9 protein-coding genes are annotated in these 13,609 nt (G+C 44.7%); 5 read left to right on the forward strand and 4 right to left on the reverse strand.

Going from position 1 to position 13,609, the window contains the following annotated elements; translation table 11 throughout:
- The first annotated feature begins 92 nt into the window (after positions 1-92).
- Positions 93-2,843 carry a cation-translocating P-type ATPase gene (locus tag H0Z23_RS07300; protein WP_296868679.1) on the forward strand — a complete coding sequence of 917 codons (2,751 nt, stop codon included), beginning with the start codon at positions 93-95 and terminating at the stop codon, positions 2,841-2,843.
- Between the two features lies 1 nt (position 2,844).
- Here H0Z23_RS07300 and H0Z23_RS07305 read toward each other — a convergent pair whose 3' ends face one another.
- Genes H0Z23_RS07305 through H0Z23_RS07315 form a run of 3 tightly spaced genes read right to left on the reverse strand, consistent with a single transcriptional unit; the run spans position 2,845 to position 6,619 of the window.
- Positions 2,845-3,927 carry an ABC transporter ATP-binding protein gene (locus tag H0Z23_RS07305; RefSeq protein ID WP_296868681.1) on the reverse strand — a complete coding sequence of 361 codons (1,083 nt, stop codon included), beginning with the start codon at positions 3,925-3,927 and terminating at the stop codon, positions 2,845-2,847.
- 3 nt (positions 3,928-3,930) lie between these two features.
- A complete protein-coding gene (locus H0Z23_RS07310; RefSeq protein WP_296868683.1) occupies positions 3,931-5,622 on the reverse strand; it encodes an iron ABC transporter permease in 1,692 nt (563 codons plus the stop codon).
- Complete coding sequence (locus H0Z23_RS07315; protein ID WP_296868685.1) at positions 5,603-6,619, reverse strand: ABC transporter substrate-binding protein; 1,017 nt, start codon at positions 6,617-6,619, stop codon at positions 5,603-5,605. Before H0Z23_RS07315 ends, H0Z23_RS07310 begins: the two co-directional genes overlap by 20 nt.
- Before the next feature lie 210 nt (positions 6,620-6,829).
- Here H0Z23_RS07315 and H0Z23_RS07320 point away from each other — a divergent pair, with 210 nt between their 5' ends.
- The 4 genes from H0Z23_RS07320 (at position 6,830) to H0Z23_RS07335 (ending at position 12,687) form a co-directional block, all read left to right on the forward strand.
- On the forward strand, positions 6,830-7,555 hold the full coding sequence (locus H0Z23_RS07320; RefSeq protein ID WP_296868687.1) for a GntR family transcriptional regulator: 726 nt from the start codon (positions 6,830-6,832) through the stop codon (positions 7,553-7,555).
- Positions 7,556-7,645: 90 nt separating this feature from the next.
- Positions 7,646-9,157, forward strand: coding sequence for a Na+/H+ antiporter NhaC family protein (locus tag H0Z23_RS07325; RefSeq protein ID WP_296868689.1), 1,512 nt, complete (start codon positions 7,646-7,648; stop codon positions 9,155-9,157).
- Positions 9,158-9,217: 60 nt separating this feature from the next.
- Positions 9,218-10,546, forward strand: coding sequence for a saccharopine dehydrogenase C-terminal domain-containing protein (locus tag H0Z23_RS07330; protein ID WP_296868691.1), 1,329 nt, complete (start codon positions 9,218-9,220; stop codon positions 10,544-10,546).
- 590 nt (positions 10,547-11,136) lie between these two features.
- Positions 11,137-12,687 carry a diguanylate cyclase gene (locus tag H0Z23_RS07335; RefSeq protein ID WP_296868693.1) on the forward strand — a complete coding sequence of 517 codons (1,551 nt, stop codon included), beginning with the start codon at positions 11,137-11,139 and terminating at the stop codon, positions 12,685-12,687.
- A gap of 14 nt (positions 12,688-12,701) precedes the next feature.
- On the opposite strand, the gene H0Z23_RS07340 is transcribed toward H0Z23_RS07335, so the two are convergent.
- Positions 12,702-13,609, reverse strand: a 908-nt coding sequence (locus H0Z23_RS07340) for an EamA family transporter (RefSeq protein ID WP_296868695.1), incomplete at its 5' end; no start/stop codon positions are given.

Consider the following 13,609-nt stretch of genomic DNA (forward strand, 5'->3'; position numbering starts at 1 on the left):
ACTCCTTCACCGTTACACTAATCTAAAGCAAAGCAATTTTCAGATCACTTAACAAGGAGAGTAGCTGATTCATGGAAAAACCCTATTACCAAATGACCACAAAGGAAGTACTTCAAGCTCTGGGCACCAGCGAAAATGGCCTGCCAAGAGACGAGGCTGAAAAAAGGCTACAGCAATATGGCCCCAACGAGATCGCCGAAGATGTGGCTATATCCAAGTGGATGATTTTCCTATCTCAATTTAAAGACCTGTTGGTGATGGTCTTAATTATCGCCGGCTTCATATCCCTTGCCATTGGAAGCGTAAGGGATGGCGCCATAATGTTCATAATAGTTATAATAAACGCCTTGATCGGCTTCTTCCAGGAATATAAGGCCAACAAAGTTCTGGCTCGCCTAAAAGAACTCATAACGTCACCAGCAAAGATTAAAACCGACGGTGAGCTCACAGAAATCCCCCAATCCAAACTGGTCCCGGGAGACATCGTTTACATAGAAGCAGGAGATAAAATCCCTGCAGACATCAGGATCCTTGAAGCATTCAATCTCCGAATAAACGAATTTTCTTTAACTGGTGAATCTGTATCTCAAGAAAAAAACAATAAAACTATAGATCACGAATGCATCCTGGCAGATCGGGAGAACATGGCTTACATGGGAACAACAGTAGCCTCAGGCTCGGCCTACGGCGTAGTAGTCGCAACAGGCATGGAAACCGAAATGGGCAAAATCGCAGGGATGACCCAGGCTACAACTACTACGCAATCACCACTGCAAATAGAGCTCGGCATATTGGCAAAGTGGCTTACCGGCATCGTAATTATAATAAGCATAGGCCTTTTCGGTGTGGCACTCTGGCAAGGCCTGGGACTTTTCATGAGCATGGTGTATGCCCTTGGCATAGCAGTGGCTGCTGTCCCACAGGCCCTCCCTGCCCAGGTCACCGTAGCACTGGCCTCCACCAGCAAGCGCCTGGCCGAAAAGAAGGCTGTAGTCAAAAACCTTCCATCTGTCGAGACGTTGGGCTCAACCACCGTAATATGCACAGATAAAACAGGAACACTAACGAAAAACGAAATGACGGTGACCACACTGTGGTTCGACGAGGCCGAATATCGGGTAACCGGGATAGGATACGAACCAAAAGGCGAAATTCTCGACGAAACAGGCAACCCTATACCAGAGGATAAGATAAAAGAACTGGAAATAATGCTGGATGCCGCAACCATGGCATCTAACGCTGAAATACACCCTCCAGATGACGAGCACAGCGGATGGTACCCTATTGGCGATCCAACTGAGGCTGCTTTAATTACCCTTTCAATGAAAGCAGGAACGAGAAGCCCAAAGGAAGACGAAGAAAACCCTGAACTTTACGAATTTCCTTTCGACTCAGAGCGCAAGCGCATGAGCTCTGTAAGAAAATTTGGGGACCGCCTGCAGCTAGCCATGAAAGGTGCCACTGACAGCGTGCTCTCCGTAGCAAAGTATATTTACCGCGACGGCAAAATATTGCCCTTAACAGAGGAGGATAAAGAAAAAATACAAAAACTCAATGAAGCCTGGTCAAAGCGGGCACTTCGCGTCCTTGCCATTGCGTTCAGGCCCCTTGAGGCAGACGGCCAGGACTATGTACTGGAGGAAACCGAAAAAGACGTGGTCTTTTTGGGGCTTGTGGGAATGATAGACCCCCCAAAAGAAGGTGTTAAAGAAGCCATCGCAAACTGTCACCAGGCCAAAATAAGGATAATAGTCATGACCGGCGACCACGCCATTACGGCACAGGCCATAGGAAAAGAAATTGGGCTTTCCGAAGAGGGTGACCCTCCAACCTACACGGGCGCCCAGATGGAAAAGATGAGCGACCGTGAACTTACGGAGATCCTTATGTCCCATAAGTCTATAATCTTCTCCCGCGTGGCTCCCGAAGACAAACTCCGCATAGTTAAGCTCTTGGAAGCCCAAGACGAGGTTGTGGCTGTAACTGGTGACGGAGTAAACGACGCTCCCGCCCTCAAACGGGCGGCAATTGGCGTAGCTATGGGGCAAACGGGAACGGACGTGGCAAAAGAGGCGGCAGAGCTAGTGCTTTTGGATGACAGCTTCCCCACCCTGGTTGAGGCCGTCAAGGAAGGGAGGACGATCTACAAAAACCTCCGAAAAACCGTCCTTGCCTCTATGACGACGAACATGGCTGAATTGATGGTGGTCCTCCTTGGCTTAGCAGGCGTAGCCATGAAAAACTGGGCTATACCTATCCTTGCAATCCAAATTTTGGCCATAGACCTGTTGGCAGAAGTCTTGCCCTTGACTTGCCTTACCTTCGATCCACCAGATGAGGGAATCATGAAGATGCCCCCCAGGGATCGCAGCGACCATATAATGAACCTCAAAAATTCACTAGAGGTAGTGTTTTTAGGAGGGCTTATGGGAACATTGGCTTTCCTCAATTTTGTCATGTTCATGAAGCAGCAAGGCATAGTCTTGACCCCAAATATGATGACAACTCCGGCATTTGCAAGGGCAACGGCCATTACGTACCTAACCATTGCCTATTGCCAGTTTGTTAACATCCTTTCCCGCAGAGATGATACAAAAAGCCTGTTCAATAAAAACTTTTTCTCAAATAAAATCCTTTTAGCTTCGATACTATGGTCCATAATGATGGTATTTGCAGGAATCTACATGCCGTACATAAGCGATTTCCTTCGCTTTAAAGGCCCACAGCTCTCCGACTGGCTTTTCATCCTTGGGGCGTCCGGCATTTACCTCGCCGTTTATGAAGCTATAAAACTGTTTCGGAGAGTAAGGAGAGGGGAAAGAACATCTACAACCTTAAGATAATCTAGAAAGGCATAACCAGGACACTCTCTGGATCTATAAGAATGCCCACTTCTTCTCCATGAGAAAACCTTACCGTTTCCTGAGAGTAAGGAATAAAAGCATGGATCAGGTGACCTGGTTCCAGCTCTATCTGATACTCCATTCTATCGCCCACAAAAACGCTGCTTAAAATACGTCCCTTTAATGCTGATTCGTCCGATCGGGTGAGATTTACGGCTTCGGGCCTCACAACCAGTGCAACCCTTGCGCCAATTTTAAACTCTGAGGATGACGTGAATCTAGCAGATATAACTCTGTCGTATATAGACACCTCAAGCCTTCCGTCCTTAAATGCTATTACTTTACCCTCGAAAATATTAGCCTGCCCTATAAAATCGGCGACAAACAGGCTCTTTGGCTCAGTGTAAAGCTCGAAAGGCGGTGCAACCTGCTCTATCTTACCTTTGTTCATCACCGCTATTCTATCGGCTATACTGAGGGCCTCCTTCTGGTCGTGAGTGACATATATACACGTTATGCCCAAAAGCTTTTGAAGTCTTCTTATCTCCGCCCTCATGTATATCCGGAGCTTGGCATCAAGGTTAGAGAGAGGCTCGTCCATCAATAAGACCTTGGGGTTTATAACAAAGGCCCGAGCCAAAGCAACACGCTGTTGCTCTCCACCGGACAATTCATTAATGAACCTCTTCTCTACTCCCTTGAGCCCAACCATTTCTAACACTTCATGAGTCTTCTTTCTTATTTCCTCTTGAGAAAACCTCCTTATCTTCAATCCATAAGATACATTGTCAAAAACGTTCATATGAGGGAAAAGAGCATAATTCTGAAACACAAAGCCAATTTTGCGTTTATTGGGTTCCAAGGCAGTTATATCCTGCCCTTCTAAAATCACCCTTCCTGCTGTTGGACGCTCAAAGCCGGCAATCATCCGCAAAATAGTGGTTTTGCCACAACCCGAAGGCCCTAAAAGTGCCACGATCTCCCCTTTTTTTACATTAAGGCTAATGTCATCTACAGCCTTGAAAGTCTCATTATCCTTCATGAAAACTTTTGTAAGATGCTCAAGCAAGATAAGATCCGACACCCATCAAGACCTCCTTAATTGCCTTAAATAGCTTGGATAGGCTATTTTAAACAAAAGATCTATTAACCCTAAAGCGGCAAACACTATCAATAAGAGTACTACGGAAAACGCTGCAGCTTGGGCAAAAAGCAACTCAGTGATGCATTCCAATATGCGAACAGTCAAAAGGCTCCACTGGACAGAAACCAAGAAAATCACCGCACTAACTGCAGTCATGGAAACGACAAAAAGATAACGCATTCCCGACGTAACCGCCGGTATTATAAGAGGCAGCGTAACTTTCAAAAACGTAGCCAACCTCGATGCCCCAAGACTTAAAGAGGCCTCTTCTATGGACGGGTCAATCTGGTGCAGCGAAGCAACAGTGGCTCTTATCGCCGGAACATCATACCTAAATGCGCAAAGAGCTACGATTATCGTCATGGTACCTGTCAAAACCAAGGGCCTGGAGTTAAAAGCTATGATATAAGCGATACCTACAACCGTTCCAGGCAGAACATAATTTAAAAATGACGTAAATTCCAGCGTTTTTCTAAAAGCAAGGTCCTTTCTACTCACCAAATAGCCGATGGTCACTCCCAAGATCGTACCCAAAACTGTTGAGACCAAGGCAATAAGTACTGTGTCCTTTATAGCCTCCCGGCCTACAGTAAAGACATAAGCATAATTTTCTAAGGTCAAGCTATTATCTACACCCCACACCTTGATGAGGGACCCTACAAAAATAATTGAATACAGAAATATTATGAACATGGATACTACAGAGATAAAACCCAAGATGAACACTTTCGCTATGGCATTTGCTCCCTCTAAAGAGCTTCTTGCCCCTGATTTACCTGTTATGGTTACATAGCTTCTGCGCTCTAGCCAGTAGTGCTGCAACAAGTACACCATAAGGGCTGGAACAAGCAGTACGAATGAGATAGCTGCTCCTCCCTTCAGGTCGTACATCCCTGTAATCTGAAGATAGGCTTGAGTCGTCAGCACGGGGAATGTGTGCCCTGCCATCACAAGAGGTGTTGCAAAGTCTGCCAAAGAGCAGCCAAAAAGCAGCAAAAAAGCGTTACCCACTCCTGGCAAGCTTAAAGGCAGCGTTACAGTTTTAAAAGTGTTCCATCTCGTGCTTCCCATGCTCATTGCGGCATCTTCAAGGTTTGGATCTATGCCGTCCAATACTGCAGACAAAGTCATAAAAGCTATGGGGAAATAGGTTAAAACCTCTGCAAGGCACGTGCCTAAAAAACCATAGATGTTAAAATCAGGCATACCTAAAAGCCTAAGAAGTAAACCGTTAGGGCCCAACACCAACGTCAACGCAATACTGCTAGTAAAGGGAGGAGAAACAAAAGGAAGGACAATCACAGCCCTGATAAACCATTTTATGACCTTGGGCAATGTCATCCTCGTAGTCCCAAAGGCAAACACAAAACCTACAGAAGTCCCAATAGCAGCAACAGAAGTAGCCAATACAAGGCTGTCAAAGAGGGCTTTCCTGCTATACCAATTAGTGAACACCTTGGTTATGCTGCTTAAATCCAATGTCCCATCAGTTACAAAAACTACATAAATAAGCTTTCCCAAGGGATAAAGGACAAAAAGGCCCAAAAGCGCCCACAACACCACCAAAAGCGGCAGTGCTGTGGGCCTTACAACAGCTTTTTTTAAAGAATGTTCCTCATTGTTGGAGAACTTCATTCACCCATCTCTCCACCAACCGTTCACGATTTTCTCCCGCCCATTGGATATCCAAAGGTAATATGTTTATATTAGACATATCCAACATCGGGTTGGAAACTTTAACGTTTGGATTGCTTGGAATAAGGTTAATTTTACTTTCTTCGTAGATTTTCTGCATCCTTTCAGTAGATGCCCAATCTAAGAATTTTTTCGCCAATTCCGGATGCTTGGCTCCCATTACCAAGCCCATGGCTTCTACGCCTGCTACAACGCCCTCTTTAGGATAGCTTATAGTGACATCATAACCCTTTTGCAGCATCTCAAGGGCATCCACCAGGAAGAAAACCCCTCCTGCGGCCTGACCTGTAGCTATAGGTAACGCTCCACCTGCCCCGCTTTTAGTATAAACCTGCACATTAGCGTTAAGTTTCTTCTGATATTTGAAGGCCTCATCTTCTCCTAAAGCTTGAACAAGGCTCAATATCCTATACATCGCCGTACCAGAAGTCCTTGCATCCGCCATCTGAAGCTTTCCTTTGTAAGCCGGATCCAAAAGGTCATACCAGGACGCAGGAGCCTTCAAATTATGTTCTTTTAAGAACTTAGTATTAAACATGAAACATATAGGATCCACCGCTACGCCAGTCCAATAACCTTTGGAGTCTTTGAACTTGTCAGGGATATCCTTAGCGCCTTTGGGCACGTATGGTTCGAAAAGCCCTTTAGGTATACCGTTCACAAACGCTTCAGCCATGTTGCCGAAAACTACATCCACCTGAGGATTGTTCTTTTCCGCCTCCAGTCTTGCCTGAACCTCGCCAGAAGAGAACCTCATCCAATTGACTTTTATACCTGTATCTTTGGTGAAAGCAGTAAAAATAGCGTTAGCATACCTTTCAGACCAAATAGTATAGGCATTAAGTGCACTTTGACTCGCAAAGGCCAATCCTGGGGAAACAACAACAATCGCAATTAGAGCTAAAAGTACGCTCCTAAAAAACTTTACCTTTCTCATGATTTCCCTCCTCACAATATACCATTCTTTATCCTGACGTATTTAAAATACTCTTTTTCCTCTCAAAAAAACATATCCAGATATACACCAAATAAAGGCTAATCTGGCACTAATAAGCAACGTATACGATATTGACAATAATCAAAAATCATAGTATTTATATTTTAGGATTCAGTTTTGGATACGAATTAGTGAATAGGAGGACAATATATGAGCGGCAAATCTTCTGCGGAAGAAATGGCTTACTCCAAGATTATTGACCTGCTCCTTTCAAAAAATTACGCGCCAGGTGACCGTTTGATAGAAACGGAGCTCGCAGAAATGATAGGTGTTAGCCGGACACCTATCCGCAACGCCTTGCGTAAACTCGTAGCTGAAGGATTGTTAGTCACCGGCAAAAACAAAGGGTGTTACGTCCCCCATCTCAATGCCAAAGACATGAAAGAAGTCTTTGACGCAAGAATTTTCCTTGAAGGCAAGGCTGCTTTCGAAGCTGCTTATCACAGAACTCAAAATGATATAGAAACCCTCTTACGGATTATTGAAGAGGAGAAAGAATATTACAAAAGGGGCGATGTTGCAAATTACACTAACGCAAACAAAAACCTGCATCTTGCGATCGCTGCTCTGGCTAGAAACAGCTATATAGACAAATTCGTGAGACAAACCTTTTGGCGCTCCGAATTGTATATCTTCTATTTCGATCGCTTCTACGCTCCAGATTTGTCCAAAGTAATTCTTAGAGATCCCCATAAGTCTATAAGCTGCATCGAACATGAAAAAATTGTAAAAGCCATAGTTGAAAAAGATTCTTCCGGCGCTGAAATAGCCATGAAATCCCATCTCAAAAGCACTTACGAGTATCTTTCCCCACGCTTTCTCATGTACGGCCCTTCCAAGGGATTTCAACCAGAGTCACCAAAATATAACGAATAGAAAGAGAGGTGATGCTCCGTTTTTAAAGCCACGATGGAAACTTCAATTTTTTAAAATCCATGCTGTAGAGAGAAAGGAGAGAGTAAGTTTATGGAACATTATGGTTTATTGTCCTTACTTCCACCTATTATCGCCGTTTTATTGGCTGTGCGGTACAAGAACGTAATCGTAGCCTTATTTTCAGGCGTTTTAATAGGCACTCTTGTTTTGACCCATTGGAACCCTATTGCGGCTTTGAGTATGACGATAAAAGATTACATATTCAAACAAGCCTCTGGTGGCTACAACTCAAGCCTGCTGGTTATGATGATCTTCATCGGAGGTTTTGTAGGCGTAGTTACCCACTCCGGAGGTGCAAAGGCTTTCGCCGAAAAGGCCGCCCACTTGATCAACACCAGGGCAAAAGCGCAGATTGCCATATGGCTAAGTGGGATAGCCATCTTCTTCAGCGATTCTGGGAACCCTCTTATCTTAGGGCCTGCATTTCAACCCCTTACAGATAAATTAAGGATAAGTAGGGAAAAACTAGCATGGCTGCTTGACTCCACTGCCTCTCCGGTATGTATTCTCATTCCTTTTATCGGTTGGGGTATATACATCATGGGGCTAATCCGCAAGGAGTACGACATCCTGGGAATTGGAGAATCTGAACTTACTGCATTTTTTAAGGTTATACCGTTTCAATTTTATGCTATAGGCACCCTTTTCATGATTCCCTTGGTAGCTTTTCTTGGGTTCGAATTCGCCAGTATGTATAAAGCCGAAAAGAGGACCATCGAAACGGGCCAACCCCTATGGCCAGACGCAAAGCCCGCAAGACCAGCTGTTGAAATCACCTCTGAGGAAGGCACCCAGGCCAATGCATCGATGATGATCATCCCCCTGATCGTGCTCTTCGTATGCATTTTTGGCCTCCTCATTCCTCACGGGTTCCCTTTCAAGAAGATACCCGGCTCTACGTTGCGCATGGCCCTCTGTTTCGGCTACTTCATGGGTGCCCTATCTTGTATCATACTAATGGTTAAGAATAAGGTCAAAACCGGATCAGAAGCTTTCAGTATGTATATGAATGGCGCCAAAGAAGTAGTTTTCATCCTCATGATCCTCGTTCTGGCGTGGTCCCTGGGATCTGTCTGTAAGAGCCTAGGTACAGCAAAATACATAGTCGCCTTGGCCAAAGGCAACGTGGCTCCTTGGCTTGTCCCAGGAATCATATTTGTGACCGGTGCTCTCATAAGCTTCGCTACCGGAACGTCGTGGGGAACATTTGCAATACTCATGCCTCTTGCAATACCTATGGCACACGGCTTAGGAGCTCCGATGTACGCTTGCATAGGAGCAGTATTAAGTGGAGGACTTTTTGGAGATCACTGCTCTCCCATTTCAGACACCACGGTCCTTTCCTCCATGGGCGCAGCTTGCGATCACATTGATCACGTCAAGACTCAGATACCCTACGCTGTAACTGTCGCCCTTGCCAGTTTTATTGCTTACATAGTCGCAGGCCTTACTGGAAGTCCTGTAACGCTGGCTTTAGGACTAGCTTTGGTAGTAGGGTTCACACTTATCTTCAGCAAAATATGGGGCTCAAAACTACATTAAAAACTCGGGCAGGCTAAAACCCTGCCCGATAATAAAAATTGCTAGAAAGGTGGACGAATAATGGCACAGATTTTGATTCTCGGAGCAGGCCGAGTTGCTAGGCCTTGCGTACAATACCTCCTTAACAATACACAACACATGGTTACCGTGGTAGACATAAGCGAGGACAACTTAAAAAGAGCTACTGCAGGCCACCCTAGGAGCCAAATTATAGTTGGTAACGCTGCTGACGAAACGGAACATTTTCTAGAAAAACTAAAACCTGACATTGTAATAAACCTTCTCCCAGCCCAATTCATGCCCCCTGTAGCTAAAAAATGCATACAGCACGGCATAAACTACGTTGACCCCTCATATATAAAAGAAGAAATGCGCTCCCTTGATGCTGCGGCCAAGGAGAAGGGCGTTTTGCTCCTGTGCGAGCTTGGGCTTGACCCTGGTATAGACCACATGTCGGCAGTCAAAACTATCAGATCCATCCACGATCAAGGCGGACTTGTAGAATCCTTCTGGTCCTGCTGCGGCGCACTTCCGTCCCTGTGCGACAACAACAATCCCTTTGGGTACAAGCTTTCATGGTCTCCGGAGGCGCTGATAGGAGCCAGCAAAAGAACCGCCCGTTTCCTTAAAAACGGCAAGATCGTGGTTCTTCCCGATGGCGAGACCTACAAGCACCCAAGCCTGGTGGAAGTGGAAGGCTTAGGCTGCTTCGAGGAATACGCCAACGCCGACTCCATACCCTATATAGACCTATACGGCATAAAGGAAGCAAAAGAAGTCTACAGAGGAACTTTCCGCTATCCTGGATGGTGTGAGCTCATAGCCAAAATGAATCAGCTGGGCCTTTTTGAGACCACGGAAATGGACCTGAAAGGGCTCACCTACAGAGGCTTCATGGCCCAGGTTCTGGACACAGACAAAGAAAACGTGGAAGAAAAGCTTTGCTCCGTCTTAGGAAGGGAAACCTTCTCTACCCTCTTCCTGAAGCTCAAGTGGCTAGGCCTCCTTTCAGATGAAAAAATCCCCTTCGCCACAGGCTCACCACGCAGCGTGACAGCCTCACTGTTCCACAAGAAGCTGGTGTTCTCGAAAGGAGAAAAAGACCTGGTTGTCATGGAACACCGCTACGTAGCCAGCTTTCCTAAAGAGAACATAAAGAAACTGATCACATCCACCCTCGTATGCACTGGATCGGTGGACGAGGACACCGCAATAGCTAAGACAACCGGCATACCGCCAGCGATAGGGGCGATGCTAATCCTGAACGGCAGTGTAAAAGCCAAGGGAGTGCACGCTCCCGTACTGCCCGAAATATATGAACCCTCCCTCAAGCTGCTAGAGAAGGAAGGCATAACTTTCACCGAAAGAGAAACAATCATAGGAGACTGATATTCTGCATAACTCCCTCAAGGTTAGGGATGATGCTGTTTGCACCTTCCCTAACCATTTTTAGAAACATTGGACCTATTTCCGTAGTCATCTTCACAGCCTAAACATTTTATAAAACTTAGTATTATAAAACCTGTTGGCTGTGCCACATTAGCATGCTAACTATTGTAGCGGAGGCACCTACATGAGACCCACGCGCCAAAAGCCAAACTTTTGATGTATGCCCCTACTGTAGGACAGAGCAAAAAAGCAACTTTAAAAGGACCTCACAACATTTCTTCATTAGCCCTAGCACAATAGGGTTAAGAGCAGACGCATGGTGAGGTTGGTAATTTATCGAGGCTGCTGCTTCAATTCCAATGATAAGGCAGGCTCGGGACACCAAAGGTCAATATTTGTTAATTCCTCCATACTCTTTTACCTGTTAAAAACAGGATTTTCCAATTTGTAAGTAACGAATACATAAACAAAATTAAAGTTATTGAATATCATATTTTGTAAGAGTAAAATAAATACCAGCATGGTTCTTCCTTAATGTATAAAAAATAGCCCCCGATATTTGCTTTTTGTAAAGGAGGGCATACTGTGATTTGATCAAGCATCTAAAAAATATACGGCTAGCTACTAAACGAGCAAGGATATTAAATAGGCTTACTTACAAAAGCGGACTTGGAGAATTAAACAAAAAATATCGATTGCTCATTGATGTTTCTATGGGCTTTTTTAAGTGCAATGATAGAGAATCTCTTGCTAATACCCTTATTAGCAAGCTTCATGAGAGAATGGGATTCGATAAGGCTTATTTACTTCTCAGAAAAACGCCTGAGGAACCCATGGCGCTTGTTGCCTATAGGGGGAAAAAGATAAAAGAAGAAATAGTACGTGAGGTCGCCTATAAGGGTGGCGGCCTCGTGGGAAAAGCCTTGGCAAGAAAAAAGCCTATTATTTCAAACGATGTTACGAAAGATCTAGCCTTTGTCAGAGATGACGAAAACACCCTTTCTGAGATGGTGATTCCTATAATATGCGGTACAACGACCTGGGGTGCCCTAATAATAGATAGCTACGCCAAAAACGCCTTTAACAAGATAGATCAGGAACTAGCCAGCATCCTATGCAGCTATTTTGCATCAGCCTTAACAAGGCTTTATCAATACGAAAACCTTCAGCACAAAAGCAACATGGAGAGGCTTCTGTCTGAAATAGTAACCGAAGCCGCAAAGGAAAATGACATTAAAGCTATTTGTGAGCGTGTTGTAAGAGATTTATCTCAAAAAACAAACTTCCCGTGGATTGATGTATGGGAAGTTGTAGATGAAAAATCAGGCAAGACCCGTCTACTCTACAGGCACGAAAGTACACCAGCTGACCTAATAGCCCAGGTAGAGTCAGGTACTGGCCTGGTTGGAAAGACGGTGAGGTCGAGGAAAACTCTGTATTTTCCTGATGTAAAAAGTACCCCCGGCAACATATCGTTAAATTCAATATGTAGCTCTGAACTGAATGTCCCAATAATATTTAACGATAGAATTTTCGGCGTTCTCAGCTTAGGAAGTCCATTAACCAACGCTTTTAAAAAAGAAGATATAGAAATCATTGAGATTTTAGCAAAACATTTAGGGGTTTTGTGGGCTTATCAGGACCTGTTGGGGCAAACCACACTTCAAGCACTGAAAGACCCCCTTACGGGCCTATGGAACAGGAGATATTTTTCTGAAATGCTTTCGAAAGAGATTTCCCGCTGCAATCGATATGGAGGTGTTTTTTCAATAGCCATTATGGATCTTAGGGGATTCAAAAACATAAACGACATCTTTGGGCACCTTGAGGGGGACAAAATACTGGTTGGTGTAAGCAACTTTCTAAAAAAACAACTAAGAAGCTCCGATGTACTAGTTCGCTATGGGGGAGATGAATTTATAGCAATTCTTCCGGAAACAGGAAAAAACGAAGCTTTGAAACTTTGGCGGCGGATAAAGACAGACATAGCAGATAATTATTGGGGTGAGTGTAAAACTACGGTAGATATAGATTTTGGCATAGCCTCATTCCCAGAAGATTCTGACAATCATGAAGAACTTATAAAATTGGCAGATGATTGGTTATACGTTAACAAAAAAGCAGCAAAAAATATGGCTTAAGCGTAGATTCCCCATTACTTCTTAGGGGCAAAGGTTATTATCATAAGCACCGCCAATATGATTATTCCACCTGCAATCAAAGTGTGAAAAGTTACTGTATCACCCGCTATAAGCCAACCCAGGAACACTGCTCCGACAGGAGTAACATACGCATATGTCGCTACTTTTGAAGGCCGACAAACCCTCATTAGGGTCATATAACAGACAAAACCAACAAGGGAGCCAAAGACCACAAGATATGCCCATGATAGGACAGATACCATACTAACGCTAGAAGGGTCAAAGCTCTTCCATTCACCCACGAAAAAGGATGCCAAAAACATGAGCGCTCCCCCAGCGAGCATCTGGGTGGATACAGCAAGAAGCGGAGATGATGGCGTATCGCTGTACCTGGAATACAAAGAGCCTGTCGCCCATGAGATGGATGCAGCTAACACTATTGCAATGCCCAAGAGATTATAACCTTCTCCTCCTATATGCCGGGTAAATATTATAAGGAGCGCTACGCCTATAAACCCCAAAAACACACCTGCCATTTCTATGGCTCCAGGCCTACCGCCACCAAAAAGCAACCAATTAAACAGCACTATCCACAAAGGAACCGTAGCTATAAGCAGAGCTGCAAGGCTTGAGGAAATATATTTTTCCCCCCATACCACACTGCCGTTTCCAAGCCATATGACCAGGCCACCTGTTATAAGGGCACTTTTCCAATGGCTTAAAGACAGTTTCTCTTTATTTCTAAAGCGAGCAAAAGTGTAAAGCAACGCCCCGGCTACCAAAAATCTCAAACCCGAGGACATGTATGGCGGGATAGTCTTTACCATATAGTAAATGGCAAGGTATGTGGTGCTCCACGTTGAATACAATCCTACAAACATTAAAATGATAATCCAATTGGGGATTCTATCGCGCTCTAACA

The organism is Thermovirga sp. (genome assembly GCF_017656375.1).
In the GTDB taxonomy this organism is placed as follows: Bacteria; Synergistota; Synergistia; order Synergistales; family Thermovirgaceae; genus Thermovirga.